Raw genomic sequence first — 21,328 nt, forward strand, 5'->3', positions numbered from 1 at the left:
GGGCGAATGAATGCTGGCAAACTTGCAATAGGCGTCATGTAGGTGCCGCCTATAATTGAAGGTTTTGCACTTTCCCTCAACGCTCTGACATGCCTATCTACGCCTACAAATGCGGCTCCTGCGGCCATGCCAAGGATGTGCTGCAAAAAATCTCCGATGCGCCGTTGACCACTTGCCCCGCTTGCGGAGCAGAAGCCTTCTCCAAGCAAGTCACTGCCGCGGGCTTTCAGCTCAAGGGATCAGGCTGGTATGTGACGGATTTTCGTGGCGGCAGCGGTGGCAATTCCGCCCCCGCCCCTGCGACCGAATCCAAGTCCGATGCCGCAGCTCCTGCTGCCAGCGCCCCAGCGTCTGCCCCCGCATCTGCTCCTGCCCCTTCGGCGGGCGGCGGTGGCTCCTCTTCTTCGACCTGACAGGCCACCATGTCCGCCTTGCGTAAATGGCTGTTCACCGGATTGCTGGTCATCGTGCCCGGCGTCATCACCGCGTGGGTGCTGAACTGGATCGTCAGCACGCTGGACCAGACGCTGCAAATCCTGCCCGGTGCGTGGCAGCCAGACAAGCTTCTGGGGATTCACATCCCTGGGTTTGGCGTGCTGCTGACGCTGTTGATCCTGTTGGTGGTGGGGGCTGTTGCCAGCAACTTTGCAGGACGCAAACTGGTGCAATGGGGCGATGCCCTGGTGCACCGCATTCCGGTGGTGCGCTCCATCTACTCCAGCGTCAAGCAGGTTTCTGACACCCTGTTTTCAGAAAGCGGCAACGCCTTTCGCACCGCCGTGCTCGTGCAGTGGCCGCGCGAAGGGGTCTGGACGATTGCGTTCATCACAGGGGCGCCCAATGGTGAAGTCGCGGCCTATTTGCGCGACGAGTTTGTGAGCGTGTATGTGCCCACCACCCCCAATCCCACGGGCGGTTACTTCGTCATGCTGCGCAAGAGCGATTGTGTGGAACTCGACATGAGCGTGGATGCCGCGCTCAAGTACATCGTCTCGATGGGGGTCGTTGCGCCAGCCGATCCCAATCAGTTGCCTCTCAAATAATTTTCTTTTCATTCATTGCGCCACAGCGGCGCCGGAAGTAATGCCATGGCCATGCGCTCCCACTATTGCGGTCTTGTGACCGAAGCCCTGATGGGCGAAACCGTGACCCTGTCGGGTTGGGTGAACCGCCGCCGCGACCACGGTGGTGTGATCTTCATTGACCTGCGCGACCGCGAAGGCTATGTGCAGGTGGTGTGCGACCCTGACCGTGCCGAGATGTTCAAGACCGCCGAAGGCGTGCGCAATGAGTTTTGCGTGCAGGTCAAGGGCCTGGTGCGCGCCCGCCCAGAAGGTACGACCAACGACAGCCTCAAGAGCGGCAAGATCGAAGTGCTGTGCCATGAACTGAATGTGTTGAACCCTTCGGTCACGCCTCCGTTCCAGATGGATGACGAGAACCTGTCGGAGACCACCCGCCTCACGCACCGCGTGATGGACCTGCGCCGCCCGCACATGCAGCGCAACATGATGCTGCGCTACAAGACCGCGATCCAGGTGCGCAACTTCCTGGACAAGGAAGGTTTCATCGATATCGAAACGCCCATGCTGGGCAAGAGCACGCCCGAAGGCGCGCGCGACTATCTGGTGCCCAGCCGCGTGCACGATGGCCAGTTCTTTGCGCTGCCCCAGTCGCCCCAGCTGTACAAGCAGATGCTGATGGTGGCTGGCTATGACCGCTACTACCAGATCACCAAGTGCTTCCGCGACGAAGACCTGCGCGCTGACCGCCAGCCCGAGTTCACCCAGATCGACTGCGAGACCTCGTTCCTGAACGAAGAAGAAATCCGCGCCATCTTCCAGCGCATGATCACCGAGGTGTTCCAGACCCAGTTGGGCGTGGACCTGGGCGAGTTCCCGATCATGACGTACCAGGACGCGGCCTACCGCTTTGGCTCGGACAAGCCCGACCTGCGCGTGAAGCTCGAATTCACCGAGCTGACCGACGTGATGAAGGACGTGGACTTCAAGGTGTTCTCGGGGGCCGCCAACATGAAGGGCGGCCGTGTGGTGGCCCTGCGCGTGCCAGGTGGCTCGGTCGAAGGCGGCGGCATCAGCCGTGGTGAGATCGATGCCTACACCGAATTCGTCAAGATCTACGGTGCCAAGGGCTTGGCCTATATCCGCGTCAACGAGCTGGCCAAGGGTCGCGATGGCCTGCAGTCGCCCATCGTCAAAAATATCCACGACGCTGCGCTGGCCGAAGTGCTCAAGCGCTCGGGCGCACAAGACGGTGATTTGCTGTTCTTCGGTGCCGACAAGGAAAAGATCGTCAACGACGCCATTGGCGCGCTGCGCATCAAGATCGGCCACAGCGAATTCGGCAAGAAGAATGGCCTGTTCGAAAACCGCTGGGCGCCGCTGTGGGTGGTGGACTTCCCGATGTTTGAACATGACGAGGAAGAAAACCGCTGGACAGCCGTGCACCACCCCTTCACCAGCCCCAAGGATGGCCACGAGGACCTGATGGACACCGATCCAGGCAAGTGCATTGCCAAGGCGTACGACATGGTGCTCAACGGCTGGGAGCTCGGCGGTGGCTCGGTGCGTATCCACCGTGCCGACGTGCAGGCCAAGGTGTTTGCTGCGCTCAACATCGGTCCGGAAGACCAACGCGCCAAGTTTGGCTACCTGCTGGATGCGCTGCAGTACGGCGCGCCTCCCCACGGTGGCTTGGCATTTGGCCTGGACCGTCTGATCACGTTGATGACTGGTGCTGAGTCGATCCGTGACGTGATTGCCTTCCCCAAGACCCAACGCGCTCAGGACTTGCTGACCCAGGCCCCTTCGCCCGTGGATGAAAAGCAGTTGCGCGAGCTGCACATTCGCTTGCGTAACCTGGACGCTGCCAAAGCCAGCTGATAGGACACAAACCAAGGCCTGTTGCATGCAGTAGCAGGAACCCAAGCGGCACAGGCGTTGGTCTGGGCCGCTTTTTCGTTGGAGCCTACCTTTTCGATTCAGGGAGTAAGAGATGAAAAAAAACGTACTGCGCCGCCCTGTGGGTGTCAGTCTGGTGGTGTTGGCCGCAGCCCTGGCTCTGGGCGGCTGTGGCGAGAAAAAAACCGAGCTGGGCGAGGGCGGCTCGGTGGTTTCTGGGTCTGCAGGCCCTGCCGGCGCCAAGGGGGCAGACAAGTCGCTCACGCAGTGCGACGCCCCAGTGGCGACGCTGGCCCTGGCAGAGAACCCTAACGGCTACACCGTCTCCAGCAGCTACCACCTGCCTGCGTCGCCCGTTCCGCTGATTCGGCTGATCGCCCAGCAAAGCGGCTGCTTTCGCGTGGTAGACCGCTCGGCGGGCCTGCGCGCCACGGTGCAGGAGCAAGAGCTGAAAGACGCGGGCATCCTGCGGCAAAAGTCCACCGTGGCCAAAGGGCGCGGTTACGAGGCCCAGTACACCCTCATCCCCAGCCTGACGTTCAGTGAGCAGGATGCGGGTCGCAGCATTGCGGGGGTGATCGCCATGATTCCGGTGCTGCGCGACATTGCCGGGCTGATCGGGCTGGCAGAGCAGGTCAAGCTCAAGGAGGCGCAGACGGCGCTGCTGCTGACCGACAACGAGACCACCGAACAAGTGGCCGCTGCCACGGGCTCTGCCCGCACCACGGACCTCGGCGCAGCCGGTGTTCTGTTTGGCCGCCTGGGTGGTGGGGCTGGCGCGGGCTGGAGCAACACCAACGAAGGCAAGGTGATTGCGGCAGCCTTCCTGGACTCGCACAACAAGCTGGTGGCCCAGGTGCGCATGCTGCAGGCCAAGGAGCTGCCCCCGCCCGTGGCGGTGAAGAGCCAGCGCTGATGCTGTAGCCTCAATGGTTTGTAGAGAACTGCCTGCCCCCATGGCCGCCACGCCCGCTGCGCCCGCCCAGGATTCGTTCAAGATCCCTGAATCGGTCTTGGTGGTGATCTACACCCCCATGCTGGACGTATTGATGGTTCAACGCACGGGCACTGAGGTGGGTGTGGAGCACTGGCAGTCGGTCACCGGCAGCAAAGACCGTTGGGACGAGCCTTGGCACGAGACGGCGGCGCGCGAGGTACTGGAAGAAACGGGCATGGAGGTTGGGGCCCCCGGCTGCAGATTGACCGACTGGCAGCTGGAGAACCACTACGACATCTGGCCCCAGTGGTTGCACCGCTATGCGCCTGGAGTGCAGCGCAACCGCGAGCGGGTGTTTGGCCTGTGTGTGCCGGACGGAACGCCGGTGCGACTCAATCCGCGTGAACATGTGCGTTGGCAGTGGCTGCCCTGGCGGGAGGCTGCCGACTTGTGTTTTTCAGCCTCCAACGCAGAGGCTTGCCTGTGGCTGCCGCGCTTTGCAGCCCAGGTGCGGTGACACGGCCTGGCCCCCGCTTCAACCGGGGCGCAGCCTGAGCTTGTCCAGCGGGTCCGCCTCGCTCCACTGCGCTGCGGGATCTTCCGCTGGGGCCGGGGTGGGGGGCGCGCTGTCCGTGCGTGGCCGCGCCGCGCCTTCGGCATCGCCAGACGATGAGCGCGTGCGGATGACCACGCCGCCTGGGTGCCGTTCGCTGTCTTGCCCCAGCGCAGCGCGGGTCGGTGCGGTACCGCAACGTGTTCGCAGTGCGTCGATGTCAGCTTGCAGGGCGTCGCTTTCTTCAATGCGCTCGCGGTGTCGCAGCAACACCTGCTGCGACATGTCCACCAGTTTGGAGTTCAGCGTCTCGCCCCCGTGCCGGATCAGGCTGCGAACCGCTCCTGCTGCATCGCCGGACAGGGCGCGGGCCATGGCCATTTCGGCCCTTTTGTTGATGTGCTGCAGACACTCGCGCACGCTGTCTGCATAGGGGGTATACAGGTTGCAGGCATTGGCCATCAACTCGCAGAGGCCGCGCGTGTTGGCGTAGCGCATGCCAATGGCATTCACCCACATCGGCCCCTCGTCCAGCTCAATCGACGTGGTGGCCAGCACGGCCAGCAGGCTGCCCAGGTTGCAGGCCGCTTCAAAGTCGAAACTGCTCTCCATGATTTCCAGCGCCATCTGCTTGACCGAGGCCACGGCCTGGGAGAACTGGCGCTGCTGGATGAGCTGCAGGGTGCGGGAAATTTCGACAAACCGCAGGATGCGCGGGCTGTTGGTGTTTTCGTGGCGCTCGAGCAGGCGCGCGAAGTCCGCCATGCAGCGCTCAATGCCCTTGCGGTCGTTGTCGGCGAAGTAGGCGAACGTGAGCAGCACCAGTGACTGGCAGTCAAACAGCTTGGAGTCCAGCCCCAGAATGGCCGCCCGCGACAGCACCCGGGTGGCGGTGGCCCGCTCGCCCATGTAGTACGACATCATTCCCAACTTTTGCAGGCGCACCACCGAGTCTGGGGTCAGTTCGCTCGCTGTGCGGTAGGTTTCGATGGCCTCGCTGAAGTGCCCGAGCTCCACTTGCGCGCGGCCCAGCACGTCGTAGGCATCGGCAAACGATGCGTCTTCGCCAATCAGCCCTTGCAGGGTGGTGATGGCCCGCTGGGCCTGGCCCGACTCAATCTGTGCACGCGCCACCCCCAACTTGGCCCAGGGCAGGGCACGCGCTGCTATCACGGCCTCGAACAGGGTGCGGGCTTCGGCGTGGCGGCCCAGTCGCAGCAGCAGCTCGGTGCCAATGCGCGCGGCATACAGCCAATACGGCTGGCGCGCCTCAAAGCGCTCTGCGCACAGGCTGGCGGCCAGCTTGAAGTCGTCTTGCTCAATGGCGTCGAAGATGGGTTTGAGGTGAACTTTGCGCAGCCGCGCCAGGCTCAGTCGCTCAAACAGGGCGCTGGGGGTGAAGGGCTTGAGCAGGTAGCCGTCCAGCGCCGACTCGGCCGCCTCGGCCACGGCTGCGTAGGACGCCTCCGCAGTCACCATGAAAAACACGGTGGAAAAGGGCAGTAGCTGCGCACGGCGCAGGTCATCCAGCAGGGTCTGGCCCGAATGGTTGGATTCAGTGAAATATTGCTCGCACAGCACGTAGTCAAAGATGGTGTGCTCGAGTCGGTTGCGGGCATCTCGCACGCGGCTGCATTGCACGATCTTGGTCACCCCATACTCGCGCAGCTGGGCTACCAAGATGCTGCGTGACGTGGCATTGCTGTCGATCACCAGTGCTTGGCTGTCCTGAGGGTCCTGATCTTTGCCTGTGGCCATCGGGGGTGCTGTCTCGCAAATAACGGTCCGCTGAAATCGCGCGTTCACCTCTGCGACTGCGAAGGGCACGAGCCAAAGGCTTTGTTTCCCCCGCTCTCTCATGGCGCAGCCACTGGGTTGTGTTTAAGCACACGGCCTGTGGGTGAATTGCGGCTAGTGTATGCCCACTTTGGAGGCTTTGCGGATGGGGGAAAGCCCGTTGATGCGCTCTGTGCGGCGCCGTTGCGACACAATCAGCGCCATGGATCACACCGATATCTTGCGCGTAGCCACGTACAACATTCACAAAGGCGTGCAAGGCCTGGGGCCCGCGCGCAGGCTGGAAATCCACAACCTCGGCCTGGCCGTGGAGCAACTGGACGCCGACCTGGTCTGCCTGCAGGAAGTGCGCAAGCTGCACCGGCGCGAGCAGGCCTACTTTCACCACTGGCCCGAGTTGCCGCAGGCCGACTTTCTCGCCCCTGAGGGCTATGAGGCCGTGTACCGCACCAATGCCGTGACCAAGCATGGCGAGCACGGCAACGCGCTGCTGACGCGCTGGCCCGTGGTGGGCCACCAGCATGAAGACATCTCCGACCACCGCTTTGAGCAGCGCGGGCTGCTGCATGTGCAGGTGCAGGTGCAGGGTCGGCCGCTGCATGCCATCGTGGTGCACCTGGGGCTGATTCCCGGCAGCCGCGTGCGGCAGGTCGAGCGGCTGCAGCAGTTCATCGAGCGCGAGGTTCCCCGCAGCGAACCCGTGGTGGTGGCGGGCGACTTCAACGACTGGGGGCCCCAGCTCAAGCGCATCCTGGCCGGGTACGGGCTGCACGAGTTCGATGCCCCCCGGGCCTACACCTATCCGGCGCGGTTGCCGCTGGCGCAGCTGGACCACGTCTATGTGCGGGGGCTCACGCCCCTGGGCCTGCATGTGCCGCGTGGCCGCATCTGGTGGCGCATGTCAGACCACCTGCCGTTGATTGCTGAATTCAAGCTCTGACCACGTGGCCCTGTCTTTATCTCCGCCCAGGCTATGACCCAGACGCCAGAGTTCGCACGCGACCACGACGTGCAGCTGTACCAGGGGGCGCAGGAGTTGTTTCCTGCGCTGGAGCAGGCCATGGACGCCGCGCTCAGCGACATCCAGTTTGAAACCTACATCTTCGACTTCACCGGCGCAGGCGCCAGTGTGGGCGAAGCATTGATCCGCGCAGCGCAGCGGGGCGTGCGCACCCAACTGGTGGTAGATGGCGTGGGCACTGGGCGCCTGCCCGAGCCCTGGGCGGCGCGCCTGAGCGCCGCCGGGGTGCAGTGGCGCGTGTACTCACCCCTGGGCACCTTGGGCCTGCTGCTGCCCCACCGCTGGCGGCGCCTGCACCGCAAGCTGTGTGTGGTCGATGGGCGGGTGCTGTTTTGTGGCGGCATCAATGTGCTGGACGATTTTCACGACCCCAACCACGGCACGCTCGACGCCCCGCGCTTTGACTTTGCCGTGCGCGCCACGGGCAGCCTGGTGGCGCAGGCCAGCGACGCCATGGAGCAGCTGTGGTGGCGCATGCAGGCCGTGCGCGACGTGCGCAAACGCCGCCTGCCCGAAGCCCTGCTGGCGCTGCGCACGGCCAGTGCCCAGCATCATGCGCAGCAAACTGCCGGGCCAGGGCAGGGCTCGCCCCCCGTGCGCGCAGCCCTGGTGCTGCGCGACAACGTGCGCAACCGCAGCCGCATTGAAAAAGCCTACCTGCGCGCCATTGGCGCAGCCCGGCACGAGGTCATCATCGCCAACGCCTACTTCATGCCGGGGCGCAAGCTGCGCAAGGCCCTGCTGATGGCCGCCCGCCGGGGCGTGCGTGTGCGCCTGCTGCTGCAGGGGCGCTACGAATACTTCATGCAGTACCACGCGGCGCGCCCCGTGTACGGCACGCTGCTGGAGGCGGGCGTGGAAATCCACGAGTACGAACCCAGCTTCTTGCACGCCAAGGTGGCCGTGGTCGATGCGCAGGGCGACAAGCCCTGGGCCACGGTGGGCTCGTCCAACCTCGACCCCCTGAGCCTGCTGCTGGCCCGCGAGGCCAACGTGGTGGTGGAAGACGCCGCCTTTGCCACCGACTTGCGCCAGCGATTGGTGCACGCCATGCAGCACGCCGGGCGGCGCATGGACCCGGCCCGCTACGCTGGTCGCCCCCTGCGCCAGCGCGTGTTGGACCGCGTGGCCTTTGGCCTGATGCGGCTGGCGCTGTGGATCACCGGCAATCGCTACTGACGCAGTCTTCGGTCAGACGCCGTAGAGGTAATTGGGTTTGCTATTATTTTTATAGCTTGTGGCGCTTGTCTGATAAGCGCTAGGGCGTTAAAACCCTTGATGGTGCGGGGCGTGGGATCGCTGGTAGGATGTGTCCATGTCCAGTCAACCCGCCGCTGCTATGACGACCCACCTGCCGGATGAAGAAGGCACCCCCGTTTCCGTGAAGATCCGCGAGCGGATCAACGCCTCTCGCAAACGCTTCAATGCCAACGACAACATTGCTGAATTCATCGAACCCGGCGAGCTGGAAAAGCTGCTGGACGAGGTGGAGGTCAAGATGCAGGGCGTGCTCGACAGCATGGTGATTGACACCGTGGGCGACCACAACACCAACAACACCGCACGCCGCGTAGCCAAGATGTACCTCAACGAGGTCTTCAAGGGCCGCTATGTGGCGCAGCCGCCCATCACCGAGTTTCCGAACGCAGAGCACCTCAACGAGCTGATGATCGTCGGCCCGCTCACCGTGCGCAGCGCCTGCAGCCACCACTTCTGCCCCGTCATCGGCAAGATCTGGATCGGCGTCATGCCCAACGAGCACACCAACGTGATCGGCCTGTCCAAGTACGCGCGCTTGGTCGACTGGATCATGGGCCGCCCCCAAATCCAGGAAGAGGCCGTCGTGCAACTGGCAGACCTCATCATGGAAAAGACCCAGCCCGACGGCCTGGCTATCGTTATGGAAGCCAGCCATTTCTGCATGTCCTGGCGCGGCGTGCGTGACATGGACAGCAAGATGATCAACTCCGTCATGCGCGGCGTGTTCCTCAAGGACAGCGCCCTGCGCCGTGAATTCCTCTCTCTCATCCCCGGAAAGAACTGACCATGTTGGTACGTCTGCTTTACGCCAGCCGCGCGGTCGATACATCGCCCGCCGCCATCGAGGCCATCCTCACCCAGTCGCGCCAGCACAACCCTGGCAGCGGTATCACCGGCGTGCTGTGCTACGGCGGTGGTGTGTTCCTGCAAGCCATCGAAGGCGGCCGCTCGGCCGTCAGCGAGCTTTACGGCCACATCCAGCGCGACCCGCGCCACAAAGACGTGGAGCTGCTGCACTACGAAGAAATTGCCGAGCGCCGCTTTGGTGGCTGGACCATGGGGCAGGTCAATTTGAACAAGATCAACCATTCCATCTTGCTCAAGTACTCCGAAAAGCCCGAGCTGGACCCGTATGCGGTGTCGGGCAAGGTCTCTTTTGCGCTGCTCGAAGAGCTGATGGCCACGGCCTCCATCATCGGAAGGGCCTGAAAAGCGGGGCGCTTTGCTACTGCGCGGCCTGATCCCGGGCCTGCGGTACTCGCCGCACGGGAGTGCGGCTGCGTTCCTCAACCCGGGCTGAGGTCGCTCGCTACGCAAATCGCCCCACTTTTCGTCACTGCTTAACCGACACAACTCCAGCCGCAGCCCCCAGGCGCTGCGGCTTTTTGCATTCAAGCCTGTCCTTTTTTCACCCGTGACCCTCAACGCCTTCGCCCTCATCATCCTGGCAGGGCTCATCCATGCCTGCTGGAACATTGCCGCCAAGAAAGCGGGGGGCGATTCGCGGTTTGCGTTCTTCACCTCGGTGCTGATGATGCTGTTCTGGGCGCCGCTGGGCTGGTGGCTGGGGCGTGATGCTGTGCCGCTGTGGGGTGTGGTGGAGTGGGGCTTTGTGGTGGTCAGTGGCGTGCTGCATGTGCTGTATTACGTCATCTTGCTGCGCGGCTACCGCGTGGCCGATCTCACGGTGGTGTACCCACTGGCGCGGGGCTCGGGGCCGCTCTTGTCTTCGCTGGTGGCCATCACGCTGCTGGGCGAGCAGATCTCGGCCCTGGGGGCTTTGGGCATTGCCGGTGTGGTGGGCGGGGTGTTTTTGATTGCCGGTGGCCCCGGCCTGCTGCGCGCGGCGCACGACCCCGCTGCGCGTGAGCGCGTGCATACGGGGCTGCGCTATGGCCTGCTCACCGGGGCCTTTATCGCCAGCTACACGGTGGTGGACGGCTACGCGGTCAAGGTGCTGCTGATGTCGCCCATCCTCATCGACTACATGGGCAACTTTGTGCGCGTGGGCCTGCTGGCCCCCGTGGTGCTGCGCGATTTGCCCACGGCCCGCACGCTGTGGCTTGCGCAATGGCGCTTTGCCCTGCTGGTGGCCGTGGTGAGCCCTGTGGCCTACGTGCTGGTGCTGTATGCCATGCAGCAGGCACCCCTGTCGCACGTGGCCCCGGCGCGCGAGGTGTCCATGCTGTTTGCTGCGCTCATTGGCGGGCATTTGCTGGGCGAGGGCGACCGGCTGGCGAGGGTGTGCGGGGCCGTGTGCATTGCGGCCGGCGTCACGGCGCTGGCTTTAGGATGACAAGATGCACCCCCTGAGGCGCTGCGCGCCTTCCCCCTCTCTCGCCTCGCTGCGCGAGTTGGGTGGGGGACGCCCCCAGCGGGGCGGCCCTTCCGCGGGGGCGCTGGCGTTTGTCGTGCCAGTAGCATAGGTTGCGTCCCGTGGGTAGTTCAGAGTCTGAAAGGAATAGGCATGTTAGTCGGCTGCGATTTCTCCAGCAGCCCCAGCCGCCGCAAACCCATCGTGCTGGCCTTGGGCCGCAGTGATGGTGTGCGTGTGCAATTGCTGGCGCTGGAGCGCATCGAGACCTTGCCCGCCTTTGCCCAGTGGCTGGGCCAGCCCAGGCCTTGGGTGGGCGGCTTCGATCTGCCCTTTGGCTTGCCGCGCGAGCTGGTCGAGACGCTGCACTGGCCCACCGATTGGCGCTCCTGCATGCAGCACTACCGCAGCCTCACGCGCGCGCAGATTCGCGAGGCCTTTGCGGGCTTTTGCAATGCCCGGCCCGTGGGTGGCAAGTTTGCCCACCGCGCCACCGACGGCCCTGCGGGCTCCAGCCCCTCGATGAAATGGGTGAACCCGCCCGTGGCGTACATGCTGCATGCGGGCCTGCCGCTGCTGCTCGATGCCGGGGTGTGGGTGCCCGGCCTGATGCCACCCGGCGCCGAGAGCACGGGCGATGCCCGACGCGTAGCGTTGGAGGCCTACCCCGGCCTGCTGGCGCGCGAGGTGCTGCAGCGGCGCAGCTACAAGAGCGACGACCGTGCCAAGCAAACGCCCGACCGCCTTATCGCCCGCAAGGACTTGGTCAACGCGCTGGAGATGGAGCAGACCCGCCTGGGCCTGCGCCTCAAGCTCACCCACGCCCAACGCGATGCGCTGGTGGCAGACGCCAGCGGCGACAGCCTGGACGCCACGCTGTGCCTGCTGCAAGCCGCCTGGGCGCAGCACCGGCACGCGCAGGGCGACCCGCTGTATGGCCTGCCACCGGGGCTTGATGCGCTGGAAGGCTGGATCGTGACCGCTCCTGTTCCCTAGTGCCTCGAGTCTGTGCTCACCATGAACCACCCCAAACCCCTGCACTGGTGCATTCGCCTGTTTGCCCTGGCCCTGTGCGCGGGCCTGGCCGCCACCGCGTTGCAGGCGGCCCCCGCACCCTGGTACTACTGGCGCAGCAAGGTCGATGGCGCGCGGGTGTGCGCCCAGACCTCGCCCGGCCCCGGCTGGGAGCGCGACAGCCCGCCCTACGACGGCCCCGGTTGCCAGCCCCGCCGCAAGGTCATCGTGGTGCCCGTGCGATAGCGCTTGTTGCGGCGCTGTGTCGGGGCTGCAGCGGCACAATGGCGGGTTGCTGCCCGGCGTGGCACGTCGGCCGACTTGTTTCGGTTGCCCGCCACTTTCGCCCTTGGCTTTTTTGCACCTTTGCGCCATTTGCGTGGCGATGGATTCATGCCTTCTACCGATACCTTGCTGGCCTTTTTCGGCGTCTCCATTCTTCTGGGCCTGACCCCTGGGCCAGACAACCTCTTTGTGCTCCTGCAATCGGCCCAGCGTGGCTGGCGTGCGGGCATGGCTGTGGTCGTGGGGCTGTGCATAGGCCTGGTGGTGCACACGGCGGCTGTGGCGCTGGGGCTGGCGGCGGTGTTTGCCGCGTCGGCCATGGCGTTCACGGTGCTCAAGCTGCTGGGGGCCGCCTACCTGGCGTGGCTGGCCTGGCAAGCGCTGCGGGCCCCGGCGCCTTCGGGCGACGCGGGTGATTCGGGTGGTGCTGCGGCGGCATCTGCCAGCGCGGCCGCCCCCAGCCTGTGGCGCATGGTCGGGCGCGGCGTGGTCATGAACCTCAGCAACCCCAAGGTGCTGGTGTTCTTTTTGGCCTTTTTGCCGCAGTTTGCCGACCCTGCCCTTGGCCCCATGGGCGGCCAGCTCATGGTGCTGGGTCTGGTGTTCATCGTGGCGGCGTTGCTGGTGTTTGGTGCCATCGCCTGTTTCTCGGGCGTGTTTGGTGCGCTGCTGCTGCGCTCGCCCCGTGCGCAGCAGTGGCTCAACCGCATTGCAGGCATCGTGTTTTTGGGCCTGGCGGTGCGCCTGGCCACCGCGCAGCGTTGAACAGATCGCAGCGCTGAACACCTCGCAGCCTGATTCCATTTCCAAATCATTCCTGACTAGGCGCGAAGCCGCAGACAATGCTGAAGCACGGCAAGGCGAAGCAACAACGTCAGGGGTGATTTAGAAATGGAATGAGACCGCAGGTTTGCTATCAATTGAATAGCTGCTTGCGCTGATTGATAAAGCGCTAGGCCCTGTTTTTGCTTGTCATTTGGGGCCGTATCTTCAAAAATGACCCCATGACCGAACTCATCCTCATCCGCCATGGCGAAACCGACTGGAACCGGGAGCTGCGCTTTCAGGGGCATGTGGATGTACCCCTTAACGCCACCGGCCACGCGCAGGCCCGCCGCCTAGCAGAGCGCTTGGCGGCCGAAAAGCTGGTGGTGGATCGGCTGGTCTGCAGCGACCTCATCCGCACCCAGCAGACCGCCACGCCCAGCCTGCAGGTGCTCTTCCCGCAGGCCCGCATCGACACCCTGATCGACAGCGCCTTGCGCGAGCAAGCCTTTGGTGTGGTGGACGGCAAGCGCGTAGACGACGTCAAGATCGAGCATGCCGACGCATGGAACCAGTGGCTGCGCTTTGAAGCCGACTACGGCATGCCCGGCGGCGAGACCACCCGCCAGTTCCACACCCGCGTGATGGGCGCCGTCTACCGTATCGCCCAGCAATACCAGGGCCAAAAGGTCATGGTGGTCACCCATGGCGGGGTGCTGGACATGATCTGGCGCACCGCGCGCGGCACGGGTCTGAACGGCCCGCGCCAGAGCGATATTCCCAACGCCGGGCTCAACCGCGTGCGGGTGAGTGGTGATGCCGTGGAAGTGCTGGACTGGGCGGATGTGCGGCACCTGACGGACTTGCCGGAGCAGCCGGTGTATGACCAGAGGAAGTTGGTGGTGCGGTGAGCTGTGCAGTGACGTCGGGGATGTTGGACCGCTGGCACCGCGCCGCTCATTGAAGGTCTTTTTTAAGCTTGCTTCGTAGATGCTTGTGCAGTTGTAGCCATCCTTCTCCAGTGATGGTTTCCATGGCTGCGTTGAACGCCAATTGCTGCTCTTGATGAGTCAAGTTTGCAGATCCACCAATTGACCCCACTGGATACGCGAGCCAGACGGTTGCAAGGATATGGATTACTTTGTGTCTCGGATGGCCTTCTGCCCGAAGCTTTTCAAGCGCCCTCGTTACGGGGCCTTTTCCCTGTAGCAGCATGTTTTCGATGTTCACATGAAGAAGTGCATGCATGCGGTTGTCGGAAACACTGATCCTGTTTTGCGCGTGGTGACTGATGACCAGCCGGACTCGGTCGTGGGCGTCGATAGATCTCCATGTGCTGGGATCTGGGTCAAAGTCTGGATCGTAAGTCGTAGACACCTGCATCACTAAAACATGCCTCTAACAGAATACTTGCTCTCACTCTTGAACTGCGTGCGTTCGGGCAACCCCAACACCCTATTCACCACCCCCACCTGCCGCGCCAGCCTCACAGACTCCGGCTGCCCATTCACCACCGGCTGCAACACGTTCTGCACCGCCGCCCACTGCCCGTTGCGCTGCAGCGCATCCAGCCAAATCTGGTGAAACAAATCCCGCTGCGCATGGCTGCCGCCAATCTCCACCAGCCGGGGCAGGGCCACGCCCAGCTGCTGTGCCGCCGTCGCCCAGTCGCCTTGCGCATGGGCCAGCAGGCCCTGCGCGGCGGGCACACAAGCCTGTTGCCACACGGTGCGTTCGTGCGCCTCGGTGCGGGTGGCGGCGTGGGCGGCGATGTTGTTTTGCAGCGTGCGTGCGGCCTCGGTGCGGCCTGCGCGGGCCAGACCGTAGAGGTATTGCAGGTCCAGAAAGGGCAGCACATGGTCGGCCACGCGTTGTGCGAGGTGATCGGCCACGTCGACCCAGCGGGCGCCCACGTCCACGCCTGCCAGCTCCAGCCGCGCTAGTAGTGACACGGCGCCAATCTGGTCTTGCGTGTATTCCTTGACCACGCCCCAGACTTGGCTGTCGTACAGCGCCAGCACTTCGGCGTGCCGGTCTTGCTCCAGCAGAAACAGCGCCTGGTGCCACCAGTTGTGCGTGACCATGAAGGAGTTCAGCCCCGTCCAGGTGTCGCTCACGCTGGCCATGAAGTCGATACCTTCGCGGATGCGGCCCTGGGTCAGCATCACATGGGCCAGGGCGTGGTGAGCCCAGGGCTCTTTGCGGCACAGGGCGATGGCGTGGCGGGCGGCGGCCTCGGCTTCAGGCAGGCGGTGGCATTGCTCCCAGCCAAAGGCCAGCATGCCGTGCAGGTAGGGCACTTCCGCCGCAGCGGGTAGGGCTTGCAGCGCCAGGCGCAGCACGCCGGGCGAGTCGCCCCGGTTGAACAAGTGGTACTGGCCTAGCTTGATGGAGGCCAGGTCGCGCGGGTGCAGGCGGGCTTGCTCTTGGTGCAGTGCAATGGCGCGGGGCATATCGCCGTCTACCCAGGCTGCGACTGCGGCCACAAAGCGTTGCTCGCGCTCGCTGGCCTGGGGCGCACTGGCCAGCGCCTGGGTGATGAAGGGGCGGGCGTTGCGCGGTGCGTCGGCCGATTCGGCAAACATGTGCAGTGCGGCGCAGCAGGCCTGCACCATGGCGCTGGGGTCGTCTGCGGCCTGCAGCACGTTCACGGCCCGCGCTTCGCAGGCGATGAAGCCTTCGACAAAGTCGTTCACCGCATCCACGCGGTCTGCACGCTGCAGCGTGAGTGGGTTGCCCAGGCTGTCGGTCAATGGCGCAGAGGGGGCTTGCATCCGTTGGGGCCTGGCGGTGTGCCTGGGCGGTGTGGTTATGCGCCCTGGATCAGCGCCAGGTAGGCGCGCCGGGTGGTGTCAGAGACCGAGTCCACCAGTTGCGTGTGCGGCGTTTGGTGGCGCGCCATCATGCGGGCCGAGGCGATGGTTTTGGACTTGCAGTACCAGTGGCAGGTGTGCTGCATCAAAAACAGCTCGGCCGTCATCATGAAGGCGCGGTCTTTGGTGGCCAGGTGCGCGGTGTCTTGCACCACATGGGCGATGCCTTTGGCATGGATGGCCAGGGCCTGGCGCATGTCAAAGGTGACGGCAGGCAGCAGCTTGTCGGCAAAGGGCAGGGCGATGGGCAAGCGGCTCACGCGTGCATCCTCTTCGCTGACCTTGGCGAAATCGGCGGCAAACTGGCTGAACTGCTCGCTGAGCTGGCGCTCGGTGGTGCTCAGCAGCGACCAGACTTGGTCGCGCCGCTCGGCGCTGCTCTCGCCCAGGGCGCGCATGTAGCCTTCGGTCAGGGCTTCCATGAGCTTTTCAATCTGGTAGTGGCTCAGGTGCATGCCCAAAATGGCGATGCGCTTGCGTTGCTCTTTGGCGTTGAGCATGTAGGTGCCGGAGGCGATGAGGATCGCCATGAGGAGAAGGTCCATGAAGTGGTTCAGTGAAGACGTGAAAAAGGAGGGGGTTGGCCACCGGGGAGGTCTCGCCCAAAGATAGCGGATATTCCCGCAGAGTCAACGCGGCAGCGCAAAAAGGCTGCGCTGGCCGGTGTGTGGCGGGCGTGGGCCTTGTGGCGGCTGTGCCAGCTCAATTTTTAGGCGGGTGTGCCTACAAATGCACATCTGCTTGCATATGGGGCGTAGGGGCTTGGCTTGGGAGTGCAGGGGCGCTGTTATTCTCCCGCGCACCATCCGAGGGGGTGGGTAACCCAATTCACAGATTCAAAATGAGCAAAAAAACAGCTTTGGGCGCCGCCGTGGCGCTGGCCGTGGTGGCCTATGGTGGCGCCACTTGGTACATGGGCCAACGTGCACAGGCCAGCTACAACGAGGCGCTGGAGGAAGTGCGCAAGGTGCTGGGCGCTGAGGCCGTGGTGTCGCAGGACTACCAAAAGGGCTTTTTCTCGTCGCAGGCCAAGCTGGTACTGCAATGGACACCGCCCGCCGATGCAGACGCCAGCAAGCCCGCCGAGCCTGTGCGCGTGGTCGTGAGCAGCGCTGTGCGCCATGGCCCGCTGGCCGGTGCCCGCCTGGCCGCCGCCGTTGTGGACATGCGCTTTGCCCTGGAAGGCCTGGACGAAAAAGCCACCAAGGACTTTGCCAAGGTGACTGCCCCCACGCTCACCACCGTGCACGGCCTGATGGGCGGCCACGATGCCACGCTGCTGGTGCCTGCGGGCGAGGTGGGGGACGAAGAGGTGACGCTGCGCTGGCAAGAAATGAAGACCGAGTTCTCGATCAATGGCGACCGCACCCGCGTCAAGGGCAACCTCCAGTGGCCTGAGATGGCGTTCTCGGGGATCAACAAGTCTGCGGACGAAGACCTGGGTGGGTCGGGCGAGCGCTTTGCCATGTCGATCAAGGGCATGACGGGCGACTTCGAGAACCAGATCATCGATGGCCTGTGGATGCTGGCCCCTGGCAAGGGCAACATGCGCTTTGCGCAAATTGATGCGACCAGCACCCCCAAGGACGGCGCTGCCAAGCCGCTGATGTCTCTGAAAGACCTGACGGGCACCACCACCATTGACCGTGCTGACAAACTGATGAGCGTGAGCACGTCGATCAAGGGCAAGGGCCTGATTGGCCCGGTGGACTTTGAGTCGATTGGCTTTGAAGAGAAGCTCCAGCGCATCGATGCCGACGTGGTCAAGAGCCTGCAGATGCTGATGGTCGAGAGTTACAGCAAGGACGGGTTCAAGGCCATGACCATGGCCAATGAGGAGCAGGGCGGCAAGCTGGTGAAGCTGCTGACCGACAACGCCCAGCGCCTCACGGCCGCGTTGCCTGCGTATTCGATGAAGTTCTTTGCCACGCTGGGCGGGCAACAAGGCGAGCTGTCGTACGGCGGCGAGGTGACCCGCGCCCCGAGCGCAGATGAAGTGACCCAGGCCGGTTGGGGCCCTGTGCTGCTCAAGAACTCGACCTTGCACGCCGATGTGCGCCTGCCCAAGGCATGGCTGCCCCAGTTGGCCAAGGCTGCAGGCCAGGAAGAGTTCAAGGCTGAAGACATGGACGGCTTGATCGGCATGGCCCAGGCGGCAGGCTACGTGCGCCAAGAGGGCGACAACCTGACCAGCTCGCTGAAGATGGAAGGTGGTCAGGCCAAGCTCAATGGCAAGGTCATGGATTTGCCTAACTTCATGCAGTAAGAGCAGCGCTCACCCTGCCAAGCGTGCCCGCAGGGGCCGCGCCACGGCATAAAAAAGCCCCGGTCACCTGTGTGGTGGCCGGGGCTTTTTTTGTGGGCAGGCTTTTGTGGCCGCTTTGAACTTGAAATATCCGTTCGGGTTGAGCTTGTCGAAACCGTGCGCGGCGCTTCGACAGGCTCAGTGTGAGCGGTTTGAGGCGCGGTCAATCAAGAAGTGAGGGTTGCGGCCAAGGCCTCTGCCGGTCGCGGATCAGCTCAAAGGCCCGTGCCACCTGCAGTACGCCCAGGTCGTCAAAGCGTGCCCCCGCAATTTGCAGCCCGATGGGAAGGCCGCTGGCGGTGTAGCCGCAGTTGACCGACGCTGCAGGCTGCTCGGACATGTTGAACGGCACCGTGAAGCCAATGTGCTCCAGCGGGCGCAGCGGGTCGTTGGTGGGCGAGGGCAGTTCGGCCGCAAAGGCAGGCATGGGGGCCACGGGTGAGAGGACATAGTCGAACGCGCTGCACGCCCTGACGGTGACTACGCGCGTTTGGTGGAACTGCTGGCTGGCCTGGAACACCTGCGTGCCCGTCATGCCCGCCGCACTCTCGGCCCAGGCGCGGATGTAGGGCAGCACCTTGGCGCGCTGCGCATCGGGCAGGGCTTGCAGGTCCATGTGCGAGCGCATGCGCCAGAAGTGGTCCATGCCGTCGAGCATGGTCTGGGTCATGAAGGGTTGCATCAGCGTCACGCGGGCACCGGCTTGCTCGAACAGGCGAGCAGCGTGCTCCACCGCGGCGCGCACTTCGTCCTCTACCGGCAGGCCACATCCCGCATCCAGCAGCAGGCCCAGGTGCAGGCCCCGCAGGCGCTGCACGCCCTGGTCGAAGTCGTCCCAGGCAATGGTCTGCGCAGGCAGGCTCATGCTGTCGCGTGCATCCGGCTGGCTCAGCACCCGCATCATCAGTGCGGCGTCTTGCACGGTGCGGGTCATGGGGCCTGCTGCGCGGCCGGTGTAGGGCGGGTCGATGGGAATGCGCCCTAAGCTGGGCTTGAGGCTGAAGATGCCGCACCAGCTGGCAGGCAAGCGCAGCGAGCCACCGATGTCGGTGCCGATGTGCAGCGGTCCGTAGCCCGCCGCTGCGGCAGCGCCGCCCCCGGCGCTGGAGCCGCCGGGGCCCTTGCTCACGTCCCAAGGGTTGCGCGAGAGGGGGTGAAAGCTGGACAACCCTGAGGACAGCATGCCGTAGTCGGGCATGGTGGTCTTGGCCACCATCACGGCGCCGGCCTCGCGCAGGCGGGCTGCCGGGGGCGCATCGGCCAGCGCAGGCACCAGCGGCACAGCGGCGGTGCCCAGCGGCGTGGGGTCGCCCTGGGTTGCGATGTTTTCTTTGATGGTGACGGGCACGCCGTCGAGCAGGCCCTGGGGCTCGCCGTGCTGCCACCGGGCTTCGCTTTGGCGGGCCTGCGCCAGCGCGTGCTCAGGCCGCAGCAGGTAGGTGGCGCGGATATGGGGCTCCCAGCGCTCCATGTGCGCCAGCACGGCCTGCGTGACCTCCACGGGGGACAGCGTGCGCTGGCGGTAGGCGGCAAGCAGGTCGTGGGCGGGCAGGTCGTGCAGTGCGGTCATGGCGGGGGGTGGGGTTCTATCAATGAAAATGGCTGCTAGCGCCTATGAATAAAGCGCTGGAAGCTATCATTTAAGGAGTAATCCGCTGCCGCAGAGGCAGCATGGGCATCATGACCAAGAGAGGGCGGAGAGGTCGTTCACAAACACCGGCATGTCCTTCCACAACCCCTTGAGGTTTTTGTTCGCCACGGTGATCCACTGCGGCTGGTACAGAAAGGCGTGCACCGCGTCCTCGGCCAGCAGCTTTTGCGCGTCGCCTAGCAGGCGGGCCCGGTCTTGCGGGCGGGCGGCGTTTTTGATCTGGTTGAACAGCTCGTTGAACTTGGGCGACTGGTAGCCCCAGTAGTAGTCGGGCTTGGTGAAGTTGACCAGGTCGAACGGCTCGACATGCGAAATGATGGTCAGGTCGTAGTTCTTGTTGCCGTAAGTGCCGCTGAGCCACTGCGCCCATTCCACGTTTTGCGTCTTGGCCACGATGCCCACTTTGGCCAACTGGGCCACGATGACCTCACCGCCCTGGCGTGCATAGGGCGTGGGGGGCAAGGTGAGGGTCAGCTCCAGCGGGGTCTTGACGCCTGCCTCGGCCAGCAGCTTCTTGGACTTTTCAATGTCGAACGGGTTGACGCCCGTGGTGTCCACATAGCCAAACGCACCGGGCACATAGTGGCTGCCGATGGGGGCGCCGTAGCCATCGCCCGCGCCTTCGATCACGGCCTTGCGGTCAATGGCCGCAGCGATGGCGCGGCGCACGCGCACATCCTGAAGCGGCGTCTTGGCGTTGTTGATGGCCAAAATGGTCTTGGCCCGCGAGCCACAGACCAGCAACTGAAAGCGCGGGTTGGCTTTGAACTGCGCCACGCTGCGCGGTGTGACGCGGGGGAACAGGTCCACATCGCCCGCCAGCAGTGCGGCCACCTGGGCGGCGGGGTCCGAGATGAAGCGAAAGGTGGCGCGGCGGATCTTGATGGTGGCCGGGGCGCGAAAGCCATCCCACGCCGTCAGCACCACAGACGAGCCCTTGTTCCAGGCCCCCAGCTGGTAGGGGCCGGTGCCCACGGGCTTGGTGGCGTTGGTGTCGGCGCTTTTGGGCTCCACGATGATGGAGGTGGCCTGGCCCAGCGCAAACAGCAGGTCGGGGTCGATGTCCTTGTTCAGTACGACCAGGGTGTGCTCGTCCACCACTTGGGTGGTCAGGTTGGCAAAGGTGCGCTTGTCTTTGTTGGTGCTCTTGTCGCCGCCTGCGCGGTCGTACGAAAACTTCACTGCAGCGGCGTTGAAGGGCTCGCCGTTTTGGAACTTCACGCCACGGCGCAGCTTGAAGGTATAGGTCTTGAGGTCGGGCGAGACCTCCCAGCTTTCGGCCAGCAGGGGCGCCACCGTGCCGTCAGCGTTGATCTTGGTGAGCGTCTCGAACACGTTGTATTGCACGATCTCTGCAATGGCGGACGCTGCACCGGCCGTGGGGTCCAAGCCCGGGGGCTCCAGGGTCATGGCCAGCACCACGGCATCTTTGCGGCCCTGGGCCAGTGCACCCACGGGGGTGGCGAGGGGGATGGCGGCCAAGGCGCCAGTGGCGAGAACGGATCGGCGGTTCAGCATGTTCGCAAACTCCAGACTAAGACCAGACAAAAACCTGCAGCCGCCCGCGCACCGGTGCGTGGCAGCGGGGCGGGAGACAGAGCGCTTTGTACACCATCGACTGCCCTGCGGGGA

Annotated in this window: 21 protein-coding genes; 15 read left to right on the forward strand and 6 right to left on the reverse strand. The window is 64.4% G+C overall.

The features are described from left to right. Positions 1 to 89 precede the first annotated feature (89 nt). The 5 genes from C8C98_RS13820 (at position 90) to nudB (ending at position 4,375) form a co-directional block, all read left to right on the forward strand. Positions 90 to 413, forward strand: a complete 324-nt coding sequence (locus C8C98_RS13820; protein WP_121454751.1) for an FmdB family zinc ribbon protein — start codon at positions 90 to 92, stop codon at positions 411 to 413. Positions 414 to 422: 9 nt separating this feature from the next. Further along, complete coding sequence (locus C8C98_RS13825; protein WP_099658296.1) at positions 423 to 1,043, forward strand: DUF502 domain-containing protein; 621 nt, start codon at positions 423 to 425, stop codon at positions 1,041 to 1,043. 45 nt (positions 1,044 to 1,088) lie between these two features. After that, positions 1,089 to 2,903 carry an aspartate--tRNA ligase gene (gene aspS, locus C8C98_RS13830; RefSeq protein WP_099658297.1) on the forward strand — a complete coding sequence of 605 codons (1,815 nt, stop codon included), beginning with the start codon at positions 1,089 to 1,091 and terminating at the stop codon, positions 2,901 to 2,903. A 112-nt stretch (positions 2,904 to 3,015) separates the two neighbouring features. Continuing rightward, the gene (locus C8C98_RS13835; protein WP_121454752.1) at positions 3,016 to 3,837 is read left to right on the forward strand and encodes a CsgG/HfaB family protein; all 822 of its coding nucleotides are present in this window, start codon (positions 3,016 to 3,018) and stop codon (positions 3,835 to 3,837) included. A 40-nt stretch (positions 3,838 to 3,877) separates the two neighbouring features. Further along, positions 3,878 to 4,375 (forward strand): dihydroneopterin triphosphate diphosphatase, encoded by a 498-nt coding sequence (gene nudB / locus C8C98_RS13840; protein WP_121454753.1) that lies wholly within the window; start codon positions 3,878 to 3,880, stop codon positions 4,373 to 4,375. A gap of 18 nt (positions 4,376 to 4,393) precedes the next feature. Here the strand turns inward: nudB and C8C98_RS13845 are convergent, their stop codons facing one another. After that, positions 4,394 to 6,169, reverse strand: a complete 1,776-nt coding sequence (locus C8C98_RS13845) for a tetratricopeptide repeat protein (RefSeq protein ID WP_121454754.1) — start codon at positions 6,167 to 6,169, stop codon at positions 4,394 to 4,396. Between the two features lie 241 nt (positions 6,170 to 6,410). On the opposite strand from C8C98_RS13845, the gene C8C98_RS13850 reads away from it, so the two are divergent. From C8C98_RS13850 to C8C98_RS13890, 9 genes are all read left to right on the forward strand, one after another. Beyond that, complete coding sequence (locus C8C98_RS13850) at positions 6,411 to 7,148, forward strand: endonuclease/exonuclease/phosphatase family protein (RefSeq protein ID WP_099658301.1); 738 nt, start codon at positions 6,411 to 6,413, stop codon at positions 7,146 to 7,148. Positions 7,149 to 7,181: 33 nt separating this feature from the next. Further along, positions 7,182 to 8,408 (forward strand): cardiolipin synthase ClsB, encoded by a 1,227-nt coding sequence (gene clsB / locus C8C98_RS13855; RefSeq protein WP_121454755.1) that lies wholly within the window; start codon positions 7,182 to 7,184, stop codon positions 8,406 to 8,408. A gap of 136 nt (positions 8,409 to 8,544) precedes the next feature. Continuing rightward, positions 8,545 to 9,273 (forward strand): GTP cyclohydrolase I, encoded by a 729-nt coding sequence (folE, locus tag C8C98_RS13860; protein ID WP_121456264.1) that lies wholly within the window; start codon positions 8,545 to 8,547, stop codon positions 9,271 to 9,273. Positions 9,274 to 9,275: 2 nt separating this feature from the next. After that, entirely contained in the window at positions 9,276 to 9,698 is a 423-nt protein-coding gene (locus C8C98_RS13865; RefSeq protein WP_121454756.1) for a BLUF domain-containing protein, read from the forward strand. A gap of 205 nt (positions 9,699 to 9,903) precedes the next feature. Next, the gene (locus tag C8C98_RS13870) at positions 9,904 to 10,785 is read left to right on the forward strand and encodes a DMT family transporter (protein WP_121454757.1); all 882 of its coding nucleotides are present in this window, start codon (positions 9,904 to 9,906) and stop codon (positions 10,783 to 10,785) included. A gap of 171 nt (positions 10,786 to 10,956) precedes the next feature. Continuing rightward, a complete protein-coding gene (locus C8C98_RS13875; RefSeq protein ID WP_121454758.1) occupies positions 10,957 to 11,799 on the forward strand; it encodes a DUF429 domain-containing protein in 843 nt (280 codons plus the stop codon). Positions 11,800 to 11,820: 21 nt separating this feature from the next. Continuing rightward, positions 11,821 to 12,063: a hypothetical protein gene (locus tag C8C98_RS13880; RefSeq protein WP_233574547.1), complete on the forward strand. Its 243-nt coding sequence runs from the start codon at positions 11,821 to 11,823 to the stop codon at positions 12,061 to 12,063. Between the two features lie 147 nt (positions 12,064 to 12,210). Then, on the forward strand, positions 12,211 to 12,867 hold the full coding sequence (locus C8C98_RS13885; protein WP_121456266.1) for a LysE family translocator: 657 nt from the start codon (positions 12,211 to 12,213) through the stop codon (positions 12,865 to 12,867). A gap of 239 nt (positions 12,868 to 13,106) precedes the next feature. Continuing rightward, positions 13,107 to 13,778, forward strand: a complete 672-nt coding sequence (locus C8C98_RS13890) for a histidine phosphatase family protein (RefSeq protein WP_121456267.1) — start codon at positions 13,107 to 13,109, stop codon at positions 13,776 to 13,778. 46 nt (positions 13,779 to 13,824) lie between these two features. On the opposite strand, the gene C8C98_RS13895 is transcribed toward C8C98_RS13890, so the two are convergent. From C8C98_RS13895 to C8C98_RS13905, 3 genes are all read right to left on the reverse strand, one after another. Then, complete coding sequence (locus C8C98_RS13895; RefSeq protein WP_147436373.1) at positions 13,825 to 14,115, reverse strand: hypothetical protein; 291 nt, start codon at positions 14,113 to 14,115, stop codon at positions 13,825 to 13,827. A gap of 137 nt (positions 14,116 to 14,252) precedes the next feature. Then, positions 14,253 to 15,641, reverse strand: coding sequence for a tetratricopeptide repeat protein (locus C8C98_RS13900; RefSeq protein WP_121454760.1), 1,389 nt, complete (start codon positions 15,639 to 15,641; stop codon positions 14,253 to 14,255). A 35-nt stretch (positions 15,642 to 15,676) separates the two neighbouring features. After that, complete coding sequence (locus tag C8C98_RS13905) at positions 15,677 to 16,285, reverse strand: hypothetical protein (protein WP_121454761.1); 609 nt, start codon at positions 16,283 to 16,285, stop codon at positions 15,677 to 15,679. A 296-nt stretch (positions 16,286 to 16,581) separates the two neighbouring features. Here C8C98_RS13905 and C8C98_RS13910 point away from each other — a divergent pair, with 296 nt between their 5' ends. Continuing rightward, positions 16,582 to 18,006, forward strand: a complete 1,425-nt coding sequence (locus tag C8C98_RS13910; protein ID WP_121454762.1) for a YdgA family protein — start codon at positions 16,582 to 16,584, stop codon at positions 18,004 to 18,006. Between the two features lie 202 nt (positions 18,007 to 18,208). On the opposite strand, the gene C8C98_RS13915 is transcribed toward C8C98_RS13910, so the two are convergent. Together C8C98_RS13915 and C8C98_RS13920 are read right to left on the reverse strand one after the other, a co-directional pair. Beyond that, positions 18,209 to 19,615, reverse strand: coding sequence for an amidase (locus tag C8C98_RS13915; protein WP_121454763.1), 1,407 nt, complete (start codon positions 19,613 to 19,615; stop codon positions 18,209 to 18,211). 108 nt (positions 19,616 to 19,723) lie between these two features. Further along, positions 19,724 to 21,214 (reverse strand): ABC transporter substrate-binding protein, encoded by a 1,491-nt coding sequence (locus C8C98_RS13920; protein ID WP_121454764.1) that lies wholly within the window; start codon positions 21,212 to 21,214, stop codon positions 19,724 to 19,726. Positions 21,215 to 21,328 lie beyond the last annotated feature (114 nt).

The organism is Acidovorax sp. 106, from assembly GCF_003663825.1.
Taxonomy (GTDB): Bacteria; Pseudomonadota; Gammaproteobacteria; order Burkholderiales; family Burkholderiaceae_C; genus Acidovorax.

What these genes read in the sequence shown, in the direction of transcription:
- C8C98_RS13820 (WP_121454751.1), top strand. Translation starts at nt 90, where the DNA reads ATGCCTATCTACGCCTACAAATGCGGCTCCTGCGGCCATGCCAAGGAT.
- C8C98_RS13825 (WP_099658296.1), top strand. Translation starts at nt 423, where the DNA reads ATGTCCGCCTTGCGTAAATGGCTGTTCACCGGATTGCTGGTCATCGTG.
- aspS (WP_099658297.1), top strand. Translation starts at nt 1,089, where the DNA reads ATGGCCATGCGCTCCCACTATTGCGGTCTTGTGACCGAAGCCCTGATG.
- C8C98_RS13835 (WP_121454752.1), top strand. Translation starts at nt 3,016, where the DNA reads ATGAAAAAAAACGTACTGCGCCGCCCTGTGGGTGTCAGTCTGGTGGTG.
- nudB (WP_121454753.1), top strand. Translation starts at nt 3,878, where the DNA reads ATGGCCGCCACGCCCGCTGCGCCCGCCCAGGATTCGTTCAAGATCCCT.
- C8C98_RS13845 (WP_121454754.1), bottom strand. Translation starts at nt 6,169, where the DNA reads ATGGCCACAGGCAAAGATCAGGACCCTCAGGACAGCCAAGCACTGGTG.
- C8C98_RS13850 (WP_099658301.1), top strand. Translation starts at nt 6,411, where the DNA reads ATGGATCACACCGATATCTTGCGCGTAGCCACGTACAACATTCACAAA.
- clsB (WP_121454755.1), top strand. Translation starts at nt 7,182, where the DNA reads ATGACCCAGACGCCAGAGTTCGCACGCGACCACGACGTGCAGCTGTAC.
- folE (WP_121456264.1), top strand. Translation starts at nt 8,545, where the DNA reads ATGTCCAGTCAACCCGCCGCTGCTATGACGACCCACCTGCCGGATGAA.
- C8C98_RS13865 (WP_121454756.1), top strand. Translation starts at nt 9,276, where the DNA reads ATGTTGGTACGTCTGCTTTACGCCAGCCGCGCGGTCGATACATCGCCC.
- C8C98_RS13875 (WP_121454758.1), top strand. Translation starts at nt 10,957, where the DNA reads ATGTTAGTCGGCTGCGATTTCTCCAGCAGCCCCAGCCGCCGCAAACCC.
- C8C98_RS13880 (WP_233574547.1), top strand. Translation starts at nt 11,821, where the DNA reads ATGAACCACCCCAAACCCCTGCACTGGTGCATTCGCCTGTTTGCCCTG.
- C8C98_RS13885 (WP_121456266.1), top strand. Translation starts at nt 12,211, where the DNA reads ATGCCTTCTACCGATACCTTGCTGGCCTTTTTCGGCGTCTCCATTCTT.
- C8C98_RS13890 (WP_121456267.1), top strand. Translation starts at nt 13,107, where the DNA reads ATGACCGAACTCATCCTCATCCGCCATGGCGAAACCGACTGGAACCGG.
- C8C98_RS13895 (WP_147436373.1), bottom strand. Translation starts at nt 14,115, where the DNA reads ATGCATGCACTTCTTCATGTGAACATCGAAAACATGCTGCTACAGGGA.
- C8C98_RS13900 (WP_121454760.1), bottom strand. Translation starts at nt 15,641, where the DNA reads ATGCAAGCCCCCTCTGCGCCATTGACCGACAGCCTGGGCAACCCACTC.
- C8C98_RS13905 (WP_121454761.1), bottom strand. Translation starts at nt 16,285, where the DNA reads ATGGACCTTCTCCTCATGGCGATCCTCATCGCCTCCGGCACCTACATG.
- C8C98_RS13910 (WP_121454762.1), top strand. Translation starts at nt 16,582, where the DNA reads ATGAGCAAAAAAACAGCTTTGGGCGCCGCCGTGGCGCTGGCCGTGGTG.
- C8C98_RS13915 (WP_121454763.1), bottom strand. Translation starts at nt 19,615, where the DNA reads ATGACCGCACTGCACGACCTGCCCGCCCACGACCTGCTTGCCGCCTAC.
- C8C98_RS13920 (WP_121454764.1), bottom strand. Translation starts at nt 21,214, where the DNA reads ATGCTGAACCGCCGATCCGTTCTCGCCACTGGCGCCTTGGCCGCCATC.